Source organism: Sphingopyxis sp., from assembly GCF_050725615.1.
Taxonomy (GTDB): Bacteria; Pseudomonadota; Alphaproteobacteria; order Sphingomonadales; family Sphingomonadaceae; genus Sphingopyxis.
Map to the genome: position 1 here is coordinate 1 of NZ_JBOHHU010000027.1, position 24117 is coordinate 24117.

General features: G+C 65.3%; 22 protein-coding genes. 7 read left to right on the forward strand and 15 right to left on the reverse strand.

Annotated elements, in window-relative coordinates; genetic code table 11:
- Positions 1-72: 72 nt before the first annotated feature.
- The gene (locus ACREB7_RS08245; RefSeq protein ID WP_431591793.1) at positions 73-465 is read right to left on the reverse strand and encodes a hypothetical protein; all 393 of its coding nucleotides are present in this window, start codon (positions 463-465) and stop codon (positions 73-75) included.
- A 119-nt stretch (positions 466-584) separates the two neighbouring features.
- Here ACREB7_RS08245 and ACREB7_RS08250 point away from each other — a divergent pair, with 119 nt between their 5' ends.
- On the forward strand, positions 585-1367 hold the full coding sequence (locus tag ACREB7_RS08250; protein WP_431591794.1) for a helix-turn-helix domain-containing protein: 783 nt from the start codon (positions 585-587) through the stop codon (positions 1365-1367).
- A gap of 15 nt (positions 1368-1382) precedes the next feature.
- Here ACREB7_RS08250 and ACREB7_RS08255 read toward each other — a convergent pair whose 3' ends face one another.
- The 4 genes from ACREB7_RS08255 to phaR form a co-directional block, all read right to left on the reverse strand.
- Complete coding sequence (locus ACREB7_RS08255) at positions 1383-1571, reverse strand: hypothetical protein (protein WP_431591795.1); 189 nt, start codon at positions 1569-1571, stop codon at positions 1383-1385.
- A gap of 115 nt (positions 1572-1686) precedes the next feature.
- Positions 1687-3990: a ribonuclease R family protein gene (locus ACREB7_RS08260; RefSeq protein WP_431591796.1), complete on the reverse strand. Its 2304-nt coding sequence runs from the start codon at positions 3988-3990 to the stop codon at positions 1687-1689.
- Positions 3991-5517, reverse strand: coding sequence for a proline--tRNA ligase (proS, locus tag ACREB7_RS08265; protein ID WP_431591797.1), 1527 nt, complete (start codon positions 5515-5517; stop codon positions 3991-3993).
- A 43-nt stretch (positions 5518-5560) separates the two neighbouring features.
- Positions 5561-6100, reverse strand: a complete 540-nt coding sequence (phaR, locus tag ACREB7_RS08270; RefSeq protein ID WP_431591798.1) for a polyhydroxyalkanoate synthesis repressor PhaR — start codon at positions 6098-6100, stop codon at positions 5561-5563.
- A gap of 497 nt (positions 6101-6597) precedes the next feature.
- On the opposite strand from phaR, the gene ACREB7_RS08275 reads away from it, so the two are divergent.
- On the forward strand, positions 6598-9822 hold the full coding sequence (locus ACREB7_RS08275; RefSeq protein WP_431591799.1) for a TonB-dependent receptor domain-containing protein: 3225 nt from the start codon (positions 6598-6600) through the stop codon (positions 9820-9822).
- Positions 9823-9915: 93 nt separating this feature from the next.
- Positions 9916-11067, forward strand: coding sequence for an aspartyl/asparaginyl beta-hydroxylase domain-containing protein (locus ACREB7_RS08280; protein ID WP_431591800.1), 1152 nt, complete (start codon positions 9916-9918; stop codon positions 11065-11067).
- A 33-nt stretch (positions 11068-11100) separates the two neighbouring features.
- On the opposite strand, the gene alr is transcribed toward ACREB7_RS08280, so the two are convergent.
- Together alr and ACREB7_RS08290 are read right to left on the reverse strand one after the other, a co-directional pair.
- Positions 11101-12147, reverse strand: coding sequence for an alanine racemase (alr, locus tag ACREB7_RS08285; RefSeq protein WP_431591801.1), 1047 nt, complete (start codon positions 12145-12147; stop codon positions 11101-11103).
- Positions 12148-12190: 43 nt separating this feature from the next.
- Positions 12191-13834 (reverse strand): MFS transporter, encoded by a 1644-nt coding sequence (locus tag ACREB7_RS08290; RefSeq protein WP_431591802.1) that lies wholly within the window; start codon positions 13832-13834, stop codon positions 12191-12193.
- Between the two features lie 195 nt (positions 13835-14029).
- Between ACREB7_RS08290 and ACREB7_RS08295 the strand changes: the two genes are divergently transcribed.
- Positions 14030-14797, forward strand: a complete 768-nt coding sequence (locus ACREB7_RS08295) for a cyclase family protein (protein ID WP_431591803.1) — start codon at positions 14030-14032, stop codon at positions 14795-14797.
- Here the strand turns inward: ACREB7_RS08295 and ACREB7_RS08300 are convergent.
- From ACREB7_RS08300 to ACREB7_RS08310, 3 genes are all read right to left on the reverse strand, one after another.
- Positions 14794-14982, reverse strand: a complete 189-nt coding sequence (locus ACREB7_RS08300) for a hypothetical protein (RefSeq protein ID WP_431591804.1) — start codon at positions 14980-14982, stop codon at positions 14794-14796. The two genes, ACREB7_RS08295 and ACREB7_RS08300, sit on opposite strands and share 4 nt — an antisense overlap.
- Positions 14979-15386 carry an MAPEG family protein gene (locus ACREB7_RS08305; RefSeq protein WP_431591805.1) on the reverse strand — a complete coding sequence of 136 codons (408 nt, stop codon included), beginning with the start codon at positions 15384-15386 and terminating at the stop codon, positions 14979-14981. The genes ACREB7_RS08300 and ACREB7_RS08305 overlap by 4 nt, the downstream gene beginning before the upstream one ends.
- A gap of 128 nt (positions 15387-15514) precedes the next feature.
- A complete protein-coding gene (locus ACREB7_RS08310; protein WP_431591806.1) occupies positions 15515-16735 on the reverse strand; it encodes an OprO/OprP family phosphate-selective porin in 1221 nt (406 codons plus the stop codon).
- Positions 16736-16930: 195 nt separating this feature from the next.
- Between ACREB7_RS08310 and ACREB7_RS08315 the strand changes: the two genes are divergently transcribed.
- The 3 genes from ACREB7_RS08315 to ACREB7_RS08325 all read left to right on the forward strand — a co-directional run bounded on the left by ACREB7_RS08315 (position 16931) and on the right by ACREB7_RS08325 (position 19702).
- Positions 16931-17833, forward strand: coding sequence for an SDR family NAD(P)-dependent oxidoreductase (locus ACREB7_RS08315; RefSeq protein ID WP_431591807.1), 903 nt, complete (start codon positions 16931-16933; stop codon positions 17831-17833).
- A gap of 61 nt (positions 17834-17894) precedes the next feature.
- Positions 17895-18551 (forward strand): DUF4328 domain-containing protein, encoded by a 657-nt coding sequence (locus ACREB7_RS08320; protein ID WP_431591808.1) that lies wholly within the window; start codon positions 17895-17897, stop codon positions 18549-18551.
- 77 nt (positions 18552-18628) lie between these two features.
- Positions 18629-19702, forward strand: a complete 1074-nt coding sequence (locus ACREB7_RS08325) for a hypothetical protein (RefSeq protein WP_431591809.1) — start codon at positions 18629-18631, stop codon at positions 19700-19702.
- Here ACREB7_RS08325 and ACREB7_RS08330 read toward each other — a convergent pair.
- The 5 genes from ACREB7_RS08330 to pdhA all read right to left on the reverse strand — a co-directional run bounded on the left by ACREB7_RS08330 (position 19680) and on the right by pdhA (position 24032).
- The gene (locus tag ACREB7_RS08330) at positions 19680-20024 is read right to left on the reverse strand and encodes a DUF2794 domain-containing protein (protein WP_431591810.1); all 345 of its coding nucleotides are present in this window, start codon (positions 20022-20024) and stop codon (positions 19680-19682) included. The two genes, ACREB7_RS08325 and ACREB7_RS08330, sit on opposite strands and share 23 nt — an antisense overlap.
- Entirely contained in the window at positions 20024-20728 is a 705-nt protein-coding gene (gene cysE / locus ACREB7_RS08335; RefSeq protein WP_431591811.1) for a serine O-acetyltransferase, read from the reverse strand. The genes ACREB7_RS08330 and cysE overlap by 1 nt, the downstream gene beginning before the upstream one ends.
- A gap of 83 nt (positions 20729-20811) precedes the next feature.
- Positions 20812-21444 (reverse strand): hypothetical protein, encoded by a 633-nt coding sequence (locus tag ACREB7_RS08340; protein WP_431591812.1) that lies wholly within the window; start codon positions 21442-21444, stop codon positions 20812-20814.
- Between the two features lie 115 nt (positions 21445-21559).
- Complete coding sequence (locus tag ACREB7_RS08345; protein WP_431591813.1) at positions 21560-22948, reverse strand: pyruvate dehydrogenase complex E1 component subunit beta; 1389 nt, start codon at positions 22946-22948, stop codon at positions 21560-21562.
- A gap of 1 nt (position 22949) precedes the next feature.
- Positions 22950-24032 (reverse strand): pyruvate dehydrogenase (acetyl-transferring) E1 component subunit alpha, encoded by a 1083-nt coding sequence (gene pdhA / locus ACREB7_RS08350; protein ID WP_431591814.1) that lies wholly within the window; start codon positions 24030-24032, stop codon positions 22950-22952.
- Positions 24033-24117: the final 85 nt, after the last annotated feature.

Genomic DNA, 24117 nt, shown 5'->3' on the forward strand with positions numbered 1-24117 from the left:
CTTCTCGGATAGGCGCCCTTCGACAGGCTCAGGGCTACGGTTTTGTTCAAGCCGGTTGGTATTCGCGCAGGCTCAAGCCGTCGCCGCGCGCGGCAGGGCGGCGGCGCCCTTCGCCTCGAAGAAGGCGAGATCGAGCACGATCAGCGCCTGGACCGCGACGACGATGATGCCGACCCATGTCATCTGGCCGGCAAAGACGGCGAGAATGCCGAAGCTCGCCGCGACCCAGCCGAGATTGCCGACCGCGATCAGGTTCGCGAGACCCTTGCTCGGCATTTTTTGCCGCGCCACGAACAGCATCAGCGCGGCGCTCGGCAGCCCGATCCATCCCGCGACGGTCACGACTTCGGAGGGGAGGCCGAGCAGTGCCGCAACCGTCGCGGTCGCAAAGACGCCCAGCACGAACAGCCCCGTGCAGGTGATGGCGTCGATGATCAGGACATTTTTGAGATTGAAATAGGACATTGGGTTTCTCCTTTCGAACTCAGCCCAGATATGCCTCGAAATGCCGCTGGTCGATTACGCCGGAGGTAATGGAAAAGAAGAAGACCAAGGTATAGCTCCCGCAGCGAAGGAGAAGGACGATGCAGGTTGCACCGCTGGGCGAACAATTGCGCGAATGGCGCACGCGGCGCCGGATGAGCCAGATGGATCTCGCGCTGGACAGCGAGATTTCGACGCGGCACCTGAGCTTCATCGAGACCGGGCGGTCGAAACCGAGCGCGGCGATGCTGGCGCGGATCGCCGATTGCCTGGAAGTGCCGCACCGCGCCCGCAACGCCATGTTGCTCGCGGCGGGCTACGCCCCCGACTATCAGGAACGTCCGCTCGACAGCGCCGAAATGGCGGGGATGCGGGCGATCGTCGACCATGTGCTGAAGGGGCATGAACCCTATCCGGCGCTCGCGGTCGACCGGCATTGGAACATGGTCGCGGCGAATGACGCGATCGCGATCCTGATCGAACAGGTGTCCCCCGCGCTGCTCGTCCCGCCGGTCAATGTGCTGCGGATCGCGCTGCACCCCGACGGGCTGGCGCCGCAGATCGTCAATTTCGGCGCCTGGCGGGCGCATATATTGCACCGGCTCGACCTGCAGATCGAGGCGAGCGCCGATGCCGGGCTGATCGCGCTACGCGAAGAACTGGCGGGTTATGACCGCCAGGCGAACGACAATGACGGCGGCCCGGTGAGCGGCATCGCGGTGCCGCTGATCCTCGACACGATCGCGGGGCGAATCTCCTTCGTCTCGACGGTGACGATTTTCGGCACGCCGGTCGATATCACGCTGTCCGAACTGGCAATCGAGGCGTTTTTCCCGGCCGATGCCGCGAGCGCGGCGTTGCTGGCGAGGTTGGCGGGGGGATAAAGGTGCGTCTGTCGTTCAAAATGCCCAACGCCGCCGGGCCTGCCTGACACGAGCCCAGAGGACGAACGACAAAAAAGGCACCCAAAAATAGAAGGCGTTGGGATCCCTCGTAAGCCCCACGACGATCATCAGAAGAAGAAATATCGTCAGTGCCATATCGGCCAGGAGCTGGAGCAGCTCCAGAATCTTCTGTTTCGTCGTCATCGCCCGATACCGACGACGCAGGCGACCGACCCGCTCAGATCCCATGTGCACGTCCCTGCCCTTTGGCCTCCGCCAAAGCCATGGAAGGAGAAAGACGCCTGTCCATTGCCGGCACCTACCTTTTCCGTCCCTTATGCTTGATATTCGCCGGCCGTCCGCGCTTGCCGACTTTGTGCTTGCCCGCCTTGTCCTTCAGGCCGTCGCGGCGCGGCGGGCGGCCCCGGAAACCGCCCTCGGGCGCATCGGGCAGTTCGAAGCGCAGCGCGCCGCTGACCGGGTTGGCGTCCATCAGCTTGAGGTCGAGCCGCTGGCCGGTGCTGAAACTCACCCGGCCATGCTCGCTGACCAAAGTCCGCGCCGCCTCGTCATAGAAGAAACGCTCGCTGCCCAAGGTCGACACCGGCACCAGCCCGTCGCCGCCGAGCCCGTCGACCGTCGCGAAAAAGCCAAAGGGCTGCACCCCGGTAATCCGCGCCGCGACGATCTCGCCCGTCTTGTTGGCGAGATACGCCGCGACATAGCGGTCGATCGTCTCGCGCTCGGCCTCCATCGCGCGGCGTTCGAGCGCGCTGATCGCCTCGCCGATACGCGACAGCCCCTTGGCGTCGGCCTCGCCCAGCCCGGTGCGCTCGGGCAGACCCTTGGGCTTGCCCGGCACTTCGAGGCGATAGCTATCGACGAGTGCGCGGTGGACGATCAGATCGGCGTAGCGGCGGATCGGCGAGGTGAAATGCGCATAGCTGCCGAGCGCCAGCCCGAAATGCCCCGAATTGGCGGGGCCGTAATAGGCCTGCGTCTGGCTGCGCAATATCGCCTGCATGATTTCGGGCAGCCGGTCGTCTTCGGAAAAGCCGTCGATCAGGCGATTGAACACCGCCGGAGTGATGACCTGCCCGAGCGCGAAACTCTGCTCGAAGGTTTCGAGATACTCTTTCAGGCTGACGAGTTTCTCGCGGCTCGGCGGTTCGTGGATGCGGTACATCACCGGCGATTTCTTCGCCTCGAGCGCCTTCGCCGCCGCGACATTCGCCGCGATCATATAATCCTCGATCAGCCGCATCGAATCGAGCCGGTCGCGGACGCGGATTTCGGCGATGCCGCCCGCCTCGTCGAGGATCACCTGGCGTTCGGGCAGGTCGAGGTCGAGCGGTGCGCGCGCCGCGCGCGCCTTGGCGAGCAAGGCCCAGCAGGCCCACAGACTCCGCAGCCCCGGCAGCACGTCGGCATCCCAATCGTCGCGCGGCGCGTCGGCGTCATAGGCCGCCTGCGCATGTTCATAGGCGATGTTCGCGCGCAGCCGGACGAGCGCCCGCGTGAAACGCCATGACGTCACCTTGCCCTGCTTGTCGATGACGAGGTGGCACGCCATCGCGGCGCGGTCCTGCCCGGCTTTCAGCGAGCAGACGCCCGCCGACAAAGTCTCGGGCAACATCGGCACGACGCGGTCGGGGAAATAGACGCTGTTGCCGCGCCGCCGCGCCTCGCGGTCGAGTTCGCCGTCGGGGCGGACATAGAAGCTGACGTCGGCGATCGCGACGATCGCGCGGAAACCGCCCTTGTTCGCCGCATCCTCGTCGGGCGCCGCCCACACCGCATCGTCATGGTCGCGCGCGTCGATCGGGTCGATCGCGACGATCGGCAGGTCGCGCAGATCCTCGCGCCCCTCGGGGGTCAGCGGCAGCTTCGCCGCAACCTCGGCCTCGGCGAGCGTCTCGGCGCCGAAGACATGCGGGATTTCGTGGCGCGCGATCGCAATCATGCTGAGCGATTTTGGCGCGAAGGGGTCGCCGATGCGTTCGATCACCTTGGCCTTGGTCGCAGCGCCGCGCCCCGTCAGTTCGGCGCGGACGAGGTCGCCGATGCCGGCATCGCCCATCTCGGACACCGCGAAGTCGAAGCGCGCGCGCTTGTCGGCGGGGCGCAGCCAGGTCATCGGCTTGCCGCCGGGGCCGGTATCGGTGACGAGCACGCCGACGATCAGCTCAGCGCTCGCCTGCAGTTTTTTCATCGGATGCGCGACATGGCCGCTGCCGCGCTCCTCGGTTCGCGCGAGGATGCGGTCGCCGATGCCGAGCGCGCCTTTCCGGCCCTGTTCCATCACGCGCAGCCGTGGCGGCGGCGTCGAGGCTTCCCAGCGGTCGGGCACCGCCCACAGATTGCTGCCCTCGATCGCCACAACGCGCAGCACGGTGACGCGCGGCAGCCCGCCATGTTTGTGGAACGAACGCCCCGCCGCAAGATCGACCAGCCCCTCGTCGGTCATATCCTTCAGCAGCGCCTTCAGCGCGATCTTGTCGGCGCCGTGGAGCGCAAAATGCTTGGCGATCTCGCGTTTGCCGACCGGACCGCTACTTGTTTCGATGAACCGCAGGATCTGGTCGGGCTTGGGCAAGCCGGCGGGCTTCTGCGCTTTCGCCAATTAATAGGTCCGCCCGATGAGGACGCGTTCGACCGCCGGCGCGCCGGTGAAGAAACAGGCGCCGTCGGCGGGCGCGGCGTCGAGCGGGGTGTTGCGCATCGTCAGCTTGAGCGCTTTCAGCTGCTCGACGATCTTGTCGAGCGCGGCGCCGGTGGGACGCGCCCACTGGACTTCGACCCAGCCGACGAATTTGTCGTCGCCGGCAAAATGCGCTTTCAGATCGGTGACATCGCGGCGGATATTGTCGTCGAGCCGCGCCTTAGCCTCGGCATGGAGCGTCGCCTGGATATCCTCGAGCATCGCCACGGCGGCGCCCGCAAACTCATCCTTGCCGACGAACGCGGTGTCGAGCTTGCCGTCGTCCTTGTACAATCGGTCGCGGCGGATCACCGCGACATTGCCGCCCGCCATGTCGCGCGGGCCGATTTCGAGGATGATCGGCGCGCCCTTCTTGACCCAGCCCCAGCGCTTGGTTTGCGCCTTGGCGCCGCCGGTGTCGAGCAGCACGCGCACCGGTTCGCGAAAGGCGTCGAGCGCCTTCAGGCTTGCCTCGATGCCGCGACAATAATCGAGGATGGCAGCATCTTCCTCATTGTCACGCAGCATCGGCACGATGACGATCTGGTGCGGCGCGATGCGCGGCGGGCAGCGGAGGCCGTCGTCGTCGCCATGCGTCATAATGACGCCGCCGATCATCCGCGTCGACGTGCCCCAGCTCGTCGTGTGGCAGAGGCTGTGGCCGCCGTCCTTGTCCTGATACCGGATGCCCGCCGCCTCGGCGAAACCGGTGCCCAGATAATGCGAGGTGCCGGCCTGCAGCGCCTTGCCGTCCTGCATCATCGCCTCGATCGAATAGGTCGCGACGGCGCCCGGAAAGCGCTCATTCTCGGGCTTCTCGCCCGCGACGACGGGCATCGCCAGCACGTCCTCGGCAAAGGCGCGGTACATTTCGAGCGCGCGCAGCGTTTCGGCCATCGCGTCGTCCCTGTCGGCGTGCGCGGTATGGCCTTCCTGCCACAGGAATTCGCTGGTGCGCAGGAACATGCGCGTGCGCATTTCCCAGCGCACGACATTCGCCCATTGGTTGACCTTGAGCGGCAGGTCGCGCCAGCTCTGCACCCAGCGGCTCATCGCGCTGCCGATCACCGTTTCGGAGGTCGGGCGGACAATCAGCGGTTCCTCGAGCTTCGCTTCGGGATCGGGGACCAGCTTGCCCTTGTCGTTCGCAATCAGGCGGTGGTGCGTGACGACTGCCATTTCTTTCGCGAAACCATCGACATGGTCGGCTTCCTTCTCAAAGAAGCTCAAGGGAATGAAGAGCGGGAAATAGGCGTTCTGGACCCCCGCATCCTTGATCGCGGCGTCCATCACCGTCTGGATGCGTTCCCAGATGCCATAGCCCCACGGCTTGATGACCATGCAGCCGCGCACGCCCGATTCCTCGGCGAGGTCGGCTTCGGCAATGACATCCTGATACCAGGCCGCAAAGTCGGCCTGCCGGGTTACGCTGAGCGCATGTTTGACCATGATTTTTCGTTTTTTCCGTCATTGGGGCGGGAGAGCGCCCCGATTATTTCTTCTTGGCGAGTTCGGCCTTGAGCTCGGCCACTTCGGCCTTGAGCGCGGCGATTTCGGCGTCCTTGGCCTTGCTGCCGCCGGCGCCCGGAATGAAGGCGCCCGCCGCTTGCTGGAACATCTCCATATTGCGGCGCGTCAGTTCGGCCAATGGGTTCGCGCCCAGCGCGCCTTCGAGCGCCGAACGCACGTCCTGCTGGTTCTTGCGGAACGCGGTCATCGACGCTTCGAGATATTGCGGCACCATCGACTGCATCTTGTCGCCGTACATGCCGATCAGGTGGCGCAGGAAATTGACCGGCAGCAGCGTCTCGCCGCGCGTTTCCTCGTCCATGATGATCTGGGTCAGGACATTATGCGTGATATCCTCGCCGCTCTTGGCGTCGACGACGCTGAACTCGCGGCCGTCGCGCACCATCGTGCCGAGATCCTCGAGCGTGATGTAGCAGCTGCGTTCGGTGTCATAGAGGCGCCGGTTTGCATATTTCTTGATGATGACCGTGTCGCCATCGGCCGACGCCTTGGACTTCGCCATGGTGATGATGCTCCCTGGTCCGGTGGCAAAGGCGACCCCGCCGCACCGGCCTTGATCCGTAAAAGGCAGCATTAGCATCAATCTATGATGCATCGCAACATAGTCGCAAGATTGCGCGCCGATTCGAGCCCCGATGACGGCAGAAGGGCCCAAGCCGCTGCGACGTCCGGTGATCGCCGTTTCGTCGCAGGGCGCCATGGACCGGCCGGCGCATTCGCGCCAAAGCAATATCGTTTCATTAGAAACCTGATTCTTGACATTATTTTCAACTCGTTCGCGGCACGACACTCGCTTCCTGTCGCGCTGCAACAAGCATGTTACCCGACGCCAATTCCTGCCGCGCCCACCCACTGTTGCCGAAATGCCACATTGTCATCGGGATGCGGCGAAGCGGTAAGAAAATTGCCACGCAAGGCTTGTGCGCTTTTCGTTTTCCGTCTTTCTAGGTCGCAATCCGTTCATCTCCATTTTTGAACGGGCAACCGGGGAATTACATTATGAAGAAGACTAGCCTGTTGGTACGGGGCTCTGCCCTGTCGCTTGCATTGTTCAGCGCCATTCCGGCGATGGCCCAGGACGACACCACGCCTGCCGATGACACCGCCGAAGCGGCATCCGAGGGCACCATCGTCGTCACCGGGTCGCGCATCCGCCGCCCGAACCTCGAATCGACCGTTCCGATCACGTCGATCGCCGGCGAAACCTTCTTCCAGCAGGGTCAGACCAATATCGGCGACACGCTGAACGACCTGCCGCAGCTGCGCAGCACCTTCGCACAGCAGAACCCGGGTCTGGGCATCGGCATCGCCGGCCTGAACCTCCTCGATCTTCGCGGTCTCGGCACGCAGCGCACGCTGGTTCTCGTCAACGGCCGCCGCCATGTGCCCGCCGACATCCTGAACAACGCCGTTTCGGTCGACGTCAACACGATCCCGAACGACCTGATCGAACGCGTCGACATCGTCACCGGCGGCAACTCGGCCATTTACGGCTCGGACGCGATCGCCGGCGTCGTCAACTTCGTGCTGCGCCGCGACTATGACGGCATCCAGCTGCGCGCCCAGGCCGGCGTCACCGAAGAAGGTTTCGGCGCCAACCAATATGTGTCGGGCATGTTCGGCAAGAATTTCGCCGAAGGCCGCGGCAACATCACCGTCCATGGTGAATATGCCCGCACCGACCGCGTGTTCGCGTCGGACGTCGACGCCTTCCGTCGCAACGACAACTTCCTCGTCGTCGACGCCGACGGCGGCCTGCCCGCTGGCGCCAATGGCAGCGACGGCGTGCCCGACCGCAATTTCTTCCGCGGCATCAGCAGCTCGACGATCCATTACAACAGCCTGGTGCCGATCAACCAGCGCAACGTCGCGAACGCGGGCCTGTGCGGAAACGCCACCACGGCGAACAACGGCGGCCCGAACTCGGCCGGTCCGGCGTTCAGCTGTACCTATATCTTCACCGATGCCGGCCGCTTGGTCCAGCAGACCGGTTCGCGCTTCGGCACCGGCATCAACAGCTCGGTCATCGGCGGCAACGGCCAGACCGGCCGCGAGGGCAAGACCGTCTCGGTGCTGCCGTTCACCGAACGCTACAACTTCAACCTGCTGTCGCGTTACGAATTTTCGCCTGCCGCCGAAATCTTCTTCGAAGGCAAGTGGAACCGCGTGAACGCGCTCGGCAACAACGCCGGCCCGTCGTTCAACCAGGGCACCGGCGGCACGACCGACTTCCGCGAACGGCCGCGTCTCGACAACCCGTTCCTGAATCCGGTCGACCGCACGACGCTGGCGAACCTGATCCTGGCTTCGGGCTGTAACTCGTCGCTGACCGTGGTCTGCCCCGCAGCGGGCAACCTGACCGCCGCGAACATCGCCGCCATCAACGACGGCAGCTATCGCTTCGTCGCTTCGCGCAACCTGCTCGACGTCGGCCTGCGCGACGAGAAGTTCCAGCGCGACACATGGCGCGTCGTTGGCGGCCTGCGTGGCTCGTTCAACGAAGATTGGAGCTACGAAATCTCGGCGAACTACGGCAAGTTCCGTGAGAGCGTCACGACCAACGGCTTCATCGATCGCCAGCGCTTCGCCCTGGCGATGGACGCCGGTCGCAACCCGGTCACCGGGGCGATCCAGTGCCGTTCGCAGTTCGACCCGGCCTCGGCCGTTCCTCTCGTCGGCTTCGCCGCCGACCCGGCCCGCAACGCGGCGCGCCTGGCCGCCGATATCGCGGCGTGCGTTCCGTACAACCCGTTCGGTTCGCCCGACAACAGCGCGTCGGTCGACTATTTCGCGCGGACCTTCACCGCCAAGTCGGGCCTGTCGCAGTTCGTGGCGTCGGGCTTCGTTTCGGGCGACACCAGCGGCTTCTTCAACCTGCCGGGCGGCCCGGTCCGCTTCGCGGTCGGTGCGGAATATCGCGAAGAAAAGGCGTTCTACGAACAGGATCAGTTCGTCACCGATGGTTTCACCAACGGCGTCTCGATCCCGTCGTTCGAGCCCGATCCGTTCAAGGTGAAGGAAGCCTATGGCGAAATCCAGATCCCGGTCCTGAAGGAAATTCCGTTCGCGCATGAACTGACCTTCAGCGGCGCTGGCCGTGTCGCCAAATATCAGGGCAGCGTGGGCACGGTGTATTCGTACAACGCCGGCGTCGATTATGCCCCGATCGAGGACATTCGTTTCCGCGCCAACTATAGCCGCGCGGTGCGGGCGCCCAACGTTTCGGAAACGGGCTTCCCGCTGGTTCCGAACTTCTTCAACAACTTTGTCGATCCCTGCAACGTGGTCGCAATCGCGAGCAACCCGGTGCGCGGCGCCAACTGTACGACGGACGTCGGCGCGGCGTTGCTGCCCAACCTGCAGAACATCGCCCAGTCGTTGCCGATCGTCAGCGGTTCCAACCCGAATCTGAACGCGGAAACGTCGGACAGCTACACCTATGGTGTGGTGCTCCAGCCGCGCTTCATTCCGGGCATGAACCTGTCGGTCGACTATTATGACATCAAGGTGAACGGGATCATCGCGACCGTCTCGCCGCAGACGATCGTCAACCAGTGCTATGACTCGCCGACGCTGAACAACATCTTCTGCGGCCAGTTCGAACGCTATCGCGGCACGGGTCCGGGTCCGCTCGGCGAAGTTCCGGGTCAGATCCTCGGCAACTCGCTGATCAACGCCCCGCTCAACTTCGCGGCGCGTACGCGCCGGGGTATCGACGTCAACTTCTCCTATCGTCGTGACATCGGCCCGGTCGCCTTCAACACCAACCTGATCTACACCCACAATCTGGAAATCAGCAACTTCCAGGACCCGACCAATCCGACGTTCGAAACGCGGATCCTGGGCCAGCTGGGCGATCCGAAGGACGAGTTCCGCTGGGACTTCGATTTCGGCCTGGGTCCGGTTACCCTGGGCTATCGCATGCGCTACATCGGTCCGATGTATTATGCCGCCTATGCGACGCTGTTCCCGCTCAACGGCCAGAACCCGACCGACGTCGACGGCTTCCCGAACCAGAAGTTCAATTCGGTCATGTACCACGACCTGCGTCTCGACTTCGACGTCGACAACAAGGGCGATGGCGGGATCAAATTCTACGTCGGGATCGACAACGTGCTCGACAAGGGGGTTCCCCAGGGCGCGACGACGGCCACCGGTGCAGGCAGCGCGATCTATTCGTTCCGCGGCCGCAGCGTCTATGCCGGTGCCCGCGCTCGCTTCTGATCGGGCGGCACCCAAATGGATGGAAGGGGGTCGGGGCTATGCTCCGGCCCCCTTTTTTCGTCGAACAGCGACGATCGGCCGGAGGGCATTATTGTGAACTTGACCAACCAAGATGCCGAACGCCTCGCCAACGGCGGGGTTCAGGCGCTTCAGGCCGGGCGGGCCGGCGAGGCGCGACGCAGTTTCGAAGCCATCACGCAAAGTGGCCGCGCCAATGCCCAGATCTGGCTCCTGCTGGCGGTCGCCTGCCGTCAGGACGCCGACGCGGCCGCCGAGGAAGCCGCGCTCGACCGCTTGATCGCGCTCGAACCGCGGGCGGTCCGCGGGCTGATTATGAAAGGCGATTGCCGGGCCCAGGCTGGCGACGACCGCGCGGCGCTGCTCCATTACGAGATCGCCCTGCGGATCGCCACCGACCAGGATCTACCCGAAGACCTGCGTTCCGAGATGCGCCGCGCCGAGGCCTGGATCGCGGCGCAGAAGGAGCGCATCGTCGCACGCCGCGAGGCGGCACTGGTCGATCGGGGATGGCCGGCCGAGAAGCGCAGCGCGCGTTTCCAACAGTCGATCGATATCCTGGCCGGGCGCAAACGCATTTTTGTCCAGGAACCCACGGGCTATTATTTCCCCGAACTGCCGCAGATCCAGTTTTATGACCCCGCGCAATTCGACTGGGTTCCGGCGGTGGAAGCGGCGGCGGAGCGGATCAAAGGCGAGCTGACCGCCTTGCTGGCCGACGGGCTCGAAGGGTTTCGTCCCTATATCCAGTCCGCGACCAACCAGCCCCGCGCGGGCGACAGCGAGCTTGTCGACAATCGCGACTGGAGCGCGCTCTTTCTTTGCGAGAACGGCAAGCGCTCCGACGACATCATCGCGCGTTGTCCCGTCGCATGGGATGCCGTGCAGGCCGCCCCCCTTCCCCATATCGTCAATTCGCCGACGGTGATGTTCTCGCTCCTGCGCCCGGGCGCGCGAATTACCCCGCACACCGGCACCCATAACGCGCGGTTGACCTGTCACTTGCCGCTGATCGTTCCGCCGGGCTGCCGGTTCCGCGTCGGCAACGATGTGCGCGAATGGCAGGAAGGCAAGATGATGATTTTCGACGACACGATCGAACATGAAGCCTGGAACGACAGCCGGGAAGACCGGTTCGTGATGATCTTCGACATCTGGCGGCCCGAACTCAGCGCGCAGGAACGCGAAGAGGTTGCGGCGGTCTTCCTGGGGCCGGCGGCGGACTGATCATGCGCCGAGCCGCGGCTCCGCCCGCGCGCGTCAGCCCCAACGCCGTTCGAACCGGTTCCCCAGCCCGGTGAGCAGCTCATATTGCGACAGGCCGCTCGCGGCGGCGGTCGCCGGCAGGTCATAGTCGAGCGTCAGCCAGTCGCCCTCGCCCACCGCTCCCGCCTCGCTGGCGTCGAAGGCGGTGAGGTCCATCGACACGCGCCCGACGAGCGGCAGCGCACGGCCGTTCCAGGTCGCGCCGCCGCTGCCCGCGTGGCCGCGCAGATAGCCATCGGCATAGCCCAGATTGGCGATCGCGATCCGGCTGTCCTGCGGCGCGGTCCAGGTCGCGCCATAACCGACGGTCTCGCCCGCGCGCACGTCGCGCAGCTGCAACACGCGCGTCTCGGGGAAAACGACCTGGCGGATATGGCCCGCCGCTTCGGGGCGCGGCGTGCCGCCATAAAGCGCGAGGCCGGGACGCGTGAGGTCGAAGGCATAATCGGCGCCGAGGCAGATGCCGGCGCTGTTGGCGAGGCTGGTGCGGCGCGCCGGAATGGCCTCGCGCAAGGCACGGAAGGTCGCGAGCTGGTCGGCGTTTTGCGCGCTATCCTCATCGGCCGAGGCGAGATGGCTGAGCAGCGTTTCGATGACGAGGCCGTCGAGCGCGCCGCCCACCGCCTCTTCGACGCGCAGCCCGAGGCGGCTCATTCCGGTATCGACCATGACGTCGCACGGCCGTCCTTCGCCGCCCGCACGCCAGCGCGCGACCTGTTCGACGCTGTTCAGCACCGGGCGCACCGGCAGCATGCGGGCCGCGACCATGTCGGCCTCCCCCACGCCGTGCAGGACCGCCAGCGACACGCCGGCGGGCAGCGGCATCAGCGCCGCCGCCTCGGCCCAGGTCGCGACGAAGAAGGTCCGGCAGCCCGCGTTGGCCAGATGGCGCACCACATCGCGCGCGCCGAGCCCATAGCCATTCGCCTTGACCGCCGCACCGCACGCCGCCGCGCCGCTGGCCTTGGCCAGCCAGCGCCAGTTGGCGACAAGCGCGTCGGTGTCGAGACGCAGGCGGAGCGGCGGGACGATGTCGATCATCCTCTCGCCCCTAGCCGCGATCGAGGGCAGCGCCAATGGCTGTTCAGGCGGCCGGCCCCGATGACGGCGCCGCCTTGTCCCACTGGCCCTCGACCGGGTCCTTGAGCATGAAGGCCGCGACCAGGAACGCCACCAGCACCACGCCCCAGGTGTACCACAGCCCGGCATAGGCATCGCCGGTCTTGGCGATGATGAAGCTCGCGATCAGCGGCAGGAAACCGCCGAAATATCCGGTCCCCAGATGATAGGGGATCGACAGCGACGAATAGCGGACATGCGGCGGGAACATTTCGGAGAGCAGCGCCGCGACCGGGCCATAGGTGAAGCCCGACAGCGCGCTGAGGCCGAGCAGCGCGAACAGGATCACCGCGATGCCGAGCGGCCCCGGAATCTGCTTGCCGAAATCATAGCCCATCGCCTCGAGCGCGGGTTTCAGCACCGCCGCGTCTTCGCCCGCGACCTCGCGCCCGCCGATGTGAACCTTGACGCTGTCGAAGCCGCTGCCGCTGTTCACGACCTTGTACGGCACGCCGAGCTTGGTGAGTTCGCCCAGCGTCTTGCCGCACGCGGTCGTCTGTTTCGACGCGAAGGGGTCGAAGCTGCACTGCGACCCGGTGACCACCACCGGCGCCTTTTCGGCCGCCGCCGTCAGCGCGGGATTGCCGACGCTGCCCATCAGCCAGAACAGCGGGAACAGCAGCACCAAAGTCGCTGCATAGCCCCAGACGATCGGCTTCTTGCGCCCGATGCGGTCGGAAATATGCCCCGCCCACAAGAAGAATCCCATGCCGAGCGCGGCGGCGAAACCGACGATGATCTCGGCGGCGGTGTCCTCGACCTTCATCGGGCCTTTGAGGAACGCGAGGCCCGAGAACATCGCGGTGTACCAGATGACGGTGAGGCCCGCCGCGATGCCGAACAACGCGATGAAGATGCGGCGCGGATTGCCGGGATAGGTGAAGCTCTCCTTGAGCGGGTTCTTCGCCAGTTCGCCCTCGGCCTTCATCGCCTGGAACACCGGGCTTTCGGACAGCTTGAGCCGCATCCACAGCGAGATGGCGAGCAGGATCAGCGACAGCAGGAACGGCACGCGCCAGCCCCAGCTTTCCCAGATCGCGTCCGACATCAGCGCCTTGCACCCGAGCACGACGATCAGGCTGAGCACGAAGCCGCCGACGACGCTCGCCTGGATGAAGCTGGTGTAGAAACCGCGCCGTTCGGGCGGCGAATGTTCGGCCACATAGACCGCCGCGCCGCCATATTCGCCGCCGAGTGCCAGCCCCTGCAGCACGCGCAGCAGAATGATGATGATGGGCGCGGCGATGCCGATCGTCGCCGCCGAGGGGATCATGCCGACCCCCGCCGTCGCGATGCCCATCAAAGTGACGGTGACAAGGAAGGTATATTTGCGCCCCAGCCGGTCGCCGAGAAAACCGAACAGCACCGCGCCCAGCGGCCGAAAGCCGAAACCGACCGCGAAGCCCGCCCAGACGAGCAATATTTCGAGCGTCGCATTATCGCTGGGGAAAAAGGCCTTACCGATGATCGCCGCGAGCGTGCCGTAGATGAAGAAATCATACCATTCGAAGATTGTCCCCGCCGACGAGGCGGCGATGACCATGCGGATGTCTTTTTTGGTCGGCTGATAGGCTGCGCCATGCGTAGCGACAGCGGCTGCGTCGGTCATATGCTCTCCCTCTGGCCTCTCGGGCCTACCCCCCTTTCCGTTCGCATCGAGCGAAGTCGAGATGCCCCGTCGGCACGCATGACGACGCGTGTCTCGACTTCGCTCGACACAAACGGATTGAGGTGGGTGTAGCTATCCGGCGACGCCGCGCAAGCCTTCTTGGCGTAGCGTCATTCCGGTGGCAGACTGCGCGCCATGCAGTTCATCGACCTCTCGATCCCGATCACCAACGACGTCGTGTCGGACCCGCCGGTGATGCGCCCGCAGATCACTTACATGACCCACGAGAACACGTGGCAGCAGATCGCGATGTTCTTCCCGGGCCTCACGCAGAAGGATCTGCCCGACGGCGAAGGCTGGGCGGTCGAGAGTCTGACATTGAGCACGCACAACGGCACGCATATGGACGCGCCCTGGCATTTCCACTCGACCACCGACAGCGGCGCGACCCCGGCACCGAGTATCGACGAGGCGCCGCTCGACCTCTTTTTCCGTCCGGGGGTGAAGCTCGATTTCTCTGACCGCCCCGCAGGCCATGTGGTGAGCGCCGCCGAGGTCGAGGCCCAACTCGCCAGCATCGGGCACGAGCTCCAGCCCTATGACATCGTGCTCGTCCAGTCGGGCGCCATCTATGGCACCGACAATTTCACCGACCAGGGTTGCGGCATGGGCGAGGAGGCGACGCTGTACCTGACGGAGCGCGGCGTGCAGGTCGTCGGCACCGACGCGTGGAGCTGGGACGCGCCATTCAGCCACACGGCAAGGCGCTGGGCCGAAACGCGCGACCCGAAGATCATCTGGGAAGGCCATAAGGCGGGGCGCATCCGGCCCTATTACCAGATCGAAAAACTCACCAACCTCGCCGCCCTGCCCCCGACCGGATGGACGCTGAGCTGCTTCCCGGTGAAGATCGAACGCGCGAGCGCGGGGTGGATCCGCGCGGTGGCGCTGGTGGAAGGCTAGACCGGCATCGCGCCCAGCAGCGGAAAGACCGTCACCGGAATGGCGAAGGTGAAGGCCGCGCGCCGCAGCGACGGGCGGTAGCACCGGCGCAGGAATAGCCAGACGAAGACGATCGGCAGCAAATAGGTGCCGAGCAGCAACCAGAAGGGCAGCGGCCGATAGGGGTTTGCTGCGGCTTCGATCACAAATTCACCGTCGCCAGCATCCACAAGGTCCAGCCGCCCAGCGCCAGCAAGCTTGCCCAGGTCGCCATGACGCCGATCTGGCGCATCACCGGCGGCTTTCCGGGTTCGGCCGGAGCGTGCAGCCCGGCGATATGCGCGACGCGGCCGAGCAGGAAGGCCGCGCCGATGACCATCAGCGCCATATGGTTGGCGCGCGCGCTTTCGAGCAGGCCGAGCAGGATGACGACGATCGGCGCATGTTCGGCGAGGTTGCCATGACTGCGGCTCGCCGCGATCAGCTTCGCATCGCCATGATCGCCGAAAGCCGCACTGAGCCGCAGCCGCTGGCGCACGGTCAGGATCGCGGTGAACAACAGCAGCAGCGCGCAGACCGCGCCGACGAAGGCGGTTACCGGTAAAGTCATGGTCGTTTCTCCCCCTGCCCCGCGTCCCAAAGCTCGTCATTGCGAGCGTAGCGAAGCAATCCAGAGCGGTTTACGCCACTCTGGATTGCTTCGCTTCGCTCGCAATGACGGCCTATTTGTTTGCAACCTCAATAGGTAAACTGAACCCGCGCGCCGACGACGTCGACGCCATAGTCACGGTCGCCCGCCACCGCGATCGCCGCGTCGCGATAGTTCAGCCGCGCATATTGGGCCATCAGCCGCATCCAGCTGGTCGGCGACCAGATGATCGACGCCATATAGCCCTTTTGCGTGCCGCCGGTGATGCCGGCATCGTTGAGGTCGAGATAGTCGTAGCGCGCGTTGACCTGCACCGCGCCGATACCCCCGTCGCCCAGCGGCTTCTTGGGCTTGATCGCGCCGAACTGCCCGCCCTTCAGCGGGCGGCTGTCGCCTTTCGTCAGGAAGAAGCCGACCTCGGCATAGGCGCCGAAGAAGGTCGGGTCGCTCGCCCCGTCGCGGCTCGCATGCTGCCAATAGGCTTCGCTGGCGAAATGGAACGGCCCGTTCACCGCCGCCGCCTCGACGCCGTAGGTCTGCTCGCGCTCGGCGAGCAGGCCCGGCGTCGCGATATAGCGCGTCCCGGTCGAATGAACGAGCGGACGTTGGCGATAGCGCACCGGCACCGTTTCGGAATCCCGGCGGTGCTTCCAATGCCAGGCGGCGCCGAAATGCAGCTTAGTCTTGCCGAACTGCGGCATCCACACCGCGCGCATGTCGGCCGAAATGCTGTTGTCCTCGACATCGTCGAGCTGGATGAAGGGGTCGGTGGCGATACCGGCGTTGATCTGAAAATCGCCCTTGGCATAGCCCGCCGACAGGCCCGTGCGCCGCGAGAAATTGAACGCGGTGACCAACGCCGCGCGCTCGGTGAAACTGGTGTTGAGATCGCTCGTCATGTCGTCGAGCGGCGAGAAGAATTTCTGCTGCCCCGCCGTCACATTGATGCCGTCGCCGTTCCACGCGACATAGGCGTCGACAAATTCGACCGGGTCGGCGGTGAACTCGCCCTCGACCCGCGCCGAAAAGCCGCCGGGCATCTTGATATCGACGCCAAGCTGGGCGCGGCGGATTTCTTCCGAATTGCCGGTACCCGCCAGCCCCACCGGGCCGCTGACATTGGCGAAGTCATATTGCAGGCGCCAGCGCGGCTTGAACTCCCATTCCGACTTTTTCGCCGGCGCCTTGGCCGGCTCGGCTTCGCTCGCGGCGGGCGCGGGGGTCGGTGGTCCCTGGACCGGTTCGGCAGCAAAGGCCGGCGCGCCAAGAGGCAAGATGAAGCCCGCGGTGGCGAGCAGGAAATGGCGCATGGGGATTTGCTCCGTTGCGAAAGGGTGACAAACTCGCGGCGCTGTTATGACGTGTCTGTGACAGTTGCACGTCAATATCGTGACATTTTCGTTGCAGTGCGCACTTTTCCGTTCACCCCTTGCCTGTGGGCGGCGAACGGCTAAGGACGAGCCAGTTTTTTCGGGCCACCTTGCTGCCCGCTGCGGGAGATCACCATGACGATCAAATTTGACGGACGCGTTGCCATTGTCACCGGCGCCGGCGGCGGACTCGGCCGCGCCTATGCGCTCGAACTGGCGCGGCGCGGGGCCAAGGTCGTGGTCAACGACCTCGGCGGGTCGCGCGACGGCACCGGCCATTCGGACGCCGCGCTGCAAGTGGTCGAGGAAATCAAGGCGCTGGGCGGCACCGCCATGTCGAACGGCGGCAGCGTCACCGAATATGACCAGATGGTCGAAATGGTCGCCAAGGCCAAGGAAGCCTGGGGCGGCGTTCATATCGTCATCAACAACGCCGGCATCCTGCGCGACAAGAGCTTCGCCAAGATGGAACCCGCCGATTTCGACCTGGTGCTGAAGGTGCATGTCAGCGGCAGCGCCAATGTCACGAAGGCGGTGTGGGACACGATGCGCGAACAGGCCTATGGCCGCCTGCTGATGACCGCCTCGTCGACCGGCCTCTACGGCAATTTCGGCCAGGCCAATTATGGCGCGGCGAAGCTCGGCCTCGCCGGGCTGACCAAGACGCTCCACCTCGAAGGCGCGAAATATAATATCCGCTGCAACACGATCGCCCCGGTCGCGGGCACGCGCATGACCGAGGACATTTTCCCCGCCGAACTGTTCGAGAAGTTCACGCCCGAGAATGTCGTGCCGGCCGCGCTCTACCTCGTCAGCGAGGATGCACCGACCAACATGATCATCGGCGCCGGCGCCGGCGCTTTCCACGCGGCCTATGTCACCGCGACCCCGGGCGTCGCGCTTCCCGAGGACGAACGCACCCCCGAGGGCGTCGCGGCGGCGTGGGACAAGATCATCGACCGCCATGGCGAGATCGTCCCGCAGTCGGGCAGCGAGCAGTCGGTGATCGTGATGAAGGCATTGCAGGCGCTCGGCTGACCCTGATAGGCATATTTCGCATCGGCGCGCCCCAACCCGGGCCGCCGATCGCGAGGGGCCTATGACCGACATGATTTTGGGCGACGGCATCGCCCTCCTCCAGCGCCGCGGCCGCTTCCTGCGGAACCTGCTCCTTTTCGGCTGGATCGTCCTCGCCCTGGCGTGCGTCGGCCAGATCGCCGAACTGAACGGGCTGGTCTCGCTCGACGAGGATGCGCCGGTCGTCGGGCTCAATGCGCTGTATCTCGGCATATCGGCCAGCGACGCGCTGTTGGCCTTCGCGACCTTCGTCATCTTCTGCATGTGGACCTATCGCGCCGCCGCCAACATCAAGGCGGCGCGCGTCCCCGGCTGGACCTTCACGCCCGCCTGGGCGGTGGGCTGGCATTTCGTCCCGATCGCCAATTTCTTCAAACCCTATCAGGCGATGCGCCAGATCTGGGCCCTCAGCCACGGCGGCGACACCGAGGGCGTCCGCGCCGGTCAGACGCTGCTGATCCTCTGGTGGGGCCTGTGGTCCTTTTCAATCGCCGTCGGAACACTCCTCGGCATGGCCGCTGCGGACGCCGTCACCCCCGACGAAAAGCGCGAGGCGATCATCCTCGCCATCGTCAATTCGGTGATCAACCTGATCCTCTATCCGCTCGCGCTGCGCCTCGTCGCCCGCGTCACCGCAGCACAGCGCGAGCGCCTGACGGCGGCGCATATCTTCACCTGATTTATCGTATTGCACCACTAACACAGTTGTGCCATACACGCCGTGGGGCAAGGGGATCGGACAGAAGGACGACCCCAATGTATAGCGAAAGCGACCTGCAAGCAGCGGTCGACGCAAAGGTGATGACGCCGGAGGCCGTAGCGGCTTTCCGCGCCCATATCGCGTCGGTGCGCGCCGCTCCCGGAGCGGATGAGGAATCATTCCGCCTCATCACCGGCTTCAACGACATCTTCGTCAGCATCGCGGCGGTGATCCTGCTCGTCGCGGTGGGCTGGATCGGCCAGTCGATCCATCCGGCGCTCGCCGGCATCGGGGTCGCCGCGACGGCCTGGGGTCTTGCCGAATATTTCACCCGCCAGCGCCGCATGGCGCTGCCCAGCATCGTCCTCGTCCTGGCCTTTGCAGCGGGCGTGTTCGGCTCGATGGTCGGCTTCCTCGTCGAGCATGGCGAAGCGATTTTCGGGCATCACCCGCATGAAACGACGATCGCGATCGTCGCCGCCGGCATGGCGCTGGTCACGGCCGCCGCGACCTGGTTCCATTGGAAACGCTTCATGGTGCCGATCACCGTCGCGGCGGGTAGTGCCGCGCTCGCCGGCACCGCCGTCGCGCTGGTGCTCGCGATCGTCGGCGGCAACGAACCGCCGATCAACCTGTTCATGTCGCTGGTGCTGGTCGCCGGGCTCGGCATCTTCGCGCTCGCCATGTGGTGGGACCGCAGCGACCGGGTGCGTCAGACGCGGCGCAGCGATGTCGCCTTCTGGCTTCATCTGCTCGCCGCGCCGATGATCGCCCACCCGATCTTCCACCTGCTCGGCGTCACCCAGGGACATGATATCGGCAGCGGCGCCGCAGTGATGGTGATCGGCATCTATATCGCCTTCGGCCTGATCGCGCTGGCGATCGACCGCCGCGCGCTGCTCGTCTCGGCGCTCGCTTATGTGCTGTTCGCGCTGACCCAGCTGTTCCAGACCTTCGGCGCGGTCGAGCTCAATGTCGCGCTCACCGCCTTCGTCATCGGCTCGGCGCTGCTGCTGCTCTCGGCCTTCTGGCAGAATGCGCGGAGCGTGGTGGTCGGCTTCCTGCCCGCCGGCCTCGCCGACCAGCTGCCCGCGACGGTGCGGCCGGTCAGTCCGGTACCAGCTTCATAAGCTTGCGTTCGACGGGGGCGAGCACATTGGCAAGCTCATCCCCGCGCTTCAAAATCGCCCCGGCTTCGGAGACCAAGGCCCACATGCCTTGCCGGCTCCGCAAGGCGGGGCGTTTTTCTATGCGATATTCGGGGCGTTCGGACGCGCGGCGGAAACAGGAGAAGACCGCGACGTCGCGCTGGAAATCCATCGCATAGTCGCGCCACTTCCCGGCGGCGACCATGCGCCCATAAAGATCGAGGATGCGCGTCAATTCCCGGCGATCAAACGCCGTCTGCTGCGGCAAGGAGCTGGTGTAGGGCCAGGGGGTGACGATCCCCATCAGGCGCGGCTGCGTCCCTTGCGCGGTGCGGGGTCGGCGGCGGCGTCACGTTCGGCGATCAGCGTGGCGAGCTGTTTCTGCAACTGTTCAAGCTGGCACTGGAGCAGCTCGACCTTTTGCGTCGCAGGATCGAATGTCTCGTTGCACGTGCCATAGGGCACGAATTCGCGGGCATATTCGGTGGCGTCGACGAGGGTCGAGCGCGCCGGGATGCCGACCATCACGGCGCCTTCGGGCACATCCTTCGCCACCACCGCATTGGCGCCGATCCGCGCCCGCGCGTTCACCATGACCGGACCCAAGATCTGCGCGCCCGAACCCACGATGACGTCGTTCGCGAGCGTCGGGTGGCGCTTGCCGCCGATGCCGTTGGCGGGATCGGTGCCGCCCAGCGTCACGCCCTGATAGATGGAGACATTGTCGCCGATCTCGGCGGTTTCGCCGATGACGACGCCGAAACCATGGTCGATGAACAGATGCTGCCCGATCTTCGCGCCCGGATGGATATCGATCGCGGTCAGGAAGCGCGCAAAATGATTGACGAAGCGCGCGAGGAAAAACAGGTCGGCCTCGAACAGCCAGTGGGCGATGCGGTGCATGCCGACCGCGAGCAGTCCCGGATAGAGCAGGATTTCCCAACGCGAACGCGGCGCGGGATCGCGCGCCTTGATCGAATCGAGATAGGCGACCAGCCCGTTGAACATCAATCGTCCCCTGCGACCCTATTATGTACCGCACAAGATAGATGTTTGCGCGGGCCTTTTCCAGCCCCCGCGCCCAACATTCGTCAGCGGCCGATCAATCCGACGCGAAAGAGCAACAATCCCTCGCTTCGCCAGCGCCGTTCGCCGTCCACCGCAGCAATCGCGGCGGCCCAGCGGTCGAGCATCAGCAAGGCCTTGTTTCCGTGGAAGGATACGCGCGGCGGCGCCGGCTGGTTACGCGCCGCGGTGAACATTTGCCGCGCTTCGGCCTCGCCGTCCTGAACCGTCGCCCCCCAAAGCAGGCCCCAGCGTACGCCGCCTCCGCCGCCAGAGAGATGGAACAGCGCCGCGCCGAAGGACTCCGCCGCAGCGCGCCGTCCGGCATCGTCTTCGGCGAGCAGCATCGCTTCGGCCCCGTCGGCCAATGTGTCGAGCCCCCCCTGCCCCGCCCATGTCGCCTGCAGTTCGGCGAGCAGCGGCTCGCCCTTTGGCAGCGCAGCGGGATCGGCGGCGAGCAGAACCATCATGTCGCGCCACCAGGCGAGCTTGATCTGCCCGATCAGCGGTTCGCGCGCGTCGATCAACAGCCGGGTCAGCCGTTCGGCCAGCCCCCACAGCGCGGCCATCGCCGCGCGCCGGTCGCGCGGCACCGCGACCATCACGCGCGGGTCGCGAATGTCGGGGTAGAGCGGGAGTTCGGGGGAGGCGTCGTCCATGCTCGACGCGCTATCACCAGAGCATCGTCATTGCGAGCGAAGCGGAACAATCCAGGGCGGTTTACGCCTGCCCCGGATTGCTTCGTCGCTTCGCTCCTCGCAATGACGAGGGTTGTTACGCCCGATTGCAGACCGCCTTCACCGCCGCGATCACGCGCGGCGTGTCGACCAGCGCCAGCTTTTCGAGGTTCGCGGCATAGGGCAGCGGCACATCCTCGTTGCACACGCGCATGACCGGCGCATCGAGGTCGTCGAAGCCATGCTCCATGACGACCATCGCGAGTTCGGTGGCGATCGAGCAGGTCGGCCAGCCTTCCTCGACCACGACCAGGCGGTTGGTCTTCTTGAGGCTGGCGAGCACGGTGGCGGTGTCGAGCGGGCGCAGCGTGCGCAGGTCGATGACCTCGGCGTCGATGCCCTCCGCCGCCAGCGCGTCGGCGGCCTCGAGCGCGAGCCCGACTCCGATCGAATAGCTGACGATGGTGACGTCGCTGCCGACGCGCATGATCCGCGCCTTGCCGATCGGCAGCACAAAATCATCGACCGCCGGCACATCGAAGCTGCGGCCATAGAGCAGCTCATTCTCGAGAAAGACGACCGGGTCCGCGCTGCGGATCGCGGCCTTCATCAGCCCCTTGGCGTCGGCGGAATCATAGGGCGAGATCACGATCAGCCCGGGGACGCTGGCGTACCAGGGCGCATAATTCTGGCTGTGCTGCGCGGCGACGCGGCTGGCCGCGCCATTGGGGCCGCGGAACACGATCGGGCAACGCATCTGGCCGCCCGACATATAATTGGTCTTCGCCGCCGAGTTGATGATGTGATCGATCGCCTGCATCGCGAAGTTGAAGGTCATAAACTCGATGATCGGCTTCAGCCCGCCCATCGCGGCGCCGGTACCGAGACCGGCAAAGCCATATTCGGTGATCGGGGTGTCGACGACGCGTTGCGCGCCAAATTCCTCGAGCAGGCCCTGGGTAACCTTATACGCACCCTGATATTCGGCGACTTCCTCGCCCATCACGAAGATGCGGTCGTCCGCCCGCATTTCCTCGGCCATCGCGTCGCGCAGCGCTTCGCGAACGGTCGTCTTGACCATCGCCGTGCCCTCGGGAATCGCGGGATCGGAGGCGCGTTCGGCCGCAGCGGGCGCGCTCACCGCCGGAGCAGCCGCCGGGGTCGGCGCCGGTGCTTCGGCCTTGGCTGCGGGTTCCGGAGCAGGCGCTGGCGCTGGCGAGGCAGCAGGCGCCGCAGCCTCCTCGCCCTCACCCGTGATCGTCGCGATGACGGTGCCGACCTTCACATTGTCGGTGCCCTCGGCGATCAGGATCGAGGCGATGACGCCCTCGTCGATCGCTTCATATTCCATCGTCGCCTTGTCGGTTTCGATCTCGGCGAGGATATCGCCCGACTTCACCGTGTCGCCTTCCTTGACGAACCACTTGGCGAGCGTGCCCTCTTCCATCGTCGGCGACAGCGCCGGCATCTTCAATTCGATGGCCATCTCAATATTGCTCCACCAGCACGTCGGTATACAGTTCATGCAGCTCGGGTTCGGGCGCGCTTTCGGCAAAGTCCGCCGATTCCGCCACGACCTGCCGGATTTCCTTGTCGATATCCTTGATCTTGTCCTCGGTCACGCCGGCGTCGAGCATCAGCTTTTTCAGATGTTCGATCGCGTCGCTCTTGTCGCGCACCGCCTGCACCTCGTCGCGGCTGCGATATTTGGCGGGGTCGGACATCGAATGGCCGCGATAGCGATAGGTTTTGAGCTCCATCAGCACCGGCCCTTTGCCCGCGCGCACCCATTCGAGCGCCGCCTCGGCCGCGCCGCGCACCGCGAGCACGTCCATGCCGTCGACCTGCATGCCGGGAATGCGGAAGCTTTCGCCGCGGCGATAGAGCTGGTCCTCGGCCGACGAGCGGTTGACCGAGGTGCCCATGGCGTACTGGTTGTTCTCGATCACGAAGATGATCGGCAGCTTCCACAGCTCGGCCATGTTGAAGCTTTCATAGACCTGCCCCTGGTTCGACGCGCCGTCGCCGAAATAGGCCATCGCCACGCCGCCATCACCGCGATATTTGTGCGCGAAGGCGAGGCCGGTGCCGAGCGACACCTGCGCGCCGACGATGCCGTGGCCGCCATAGAATTTATGCTCGACGCTGAACATGTGCATCGACCCGCCCTTGCCGCGCGAGATGCCGGCGGCGCGGCCGGTGAGTTCGGCCATGATGACCTTGGGATCGATGCCGTAGGCGAGCATATGGCCATGGTCGCGATAGCCGGTGATGACGCTGTCCTTGTCGCCGTCGAGCGCCGACTGGAGGCCGACCGCGACCGCTTCCTGACCGATATAGAGGTGACAGAAACCGCCGATCAGCCCGAGTCCGTATAGCTGCCCCGCCTTTTCCTCGAAACGCCGGATCAGCAGCATTTCGCGGTAGAATGTCTCCAACTCCTCGGGCGTCGCGTCATAGGGCGCGGGGTCGCGCGGCTTGTCGCGATTGGTCGCGGGCGCGGGGGTTGCGGCAGCAGTCGGGGCGGGCTTTTTCGGCGCAGCAGTCTTGCGCACGGGTGCTTTGGCCAAGGCGGGTTCCTTTGCGGTTAGCCGTTACGGCAGGGCCTTCCTATAGGAGAGCGGCGCCGCACTTGGCAACGCCCGCTTGGGCCGC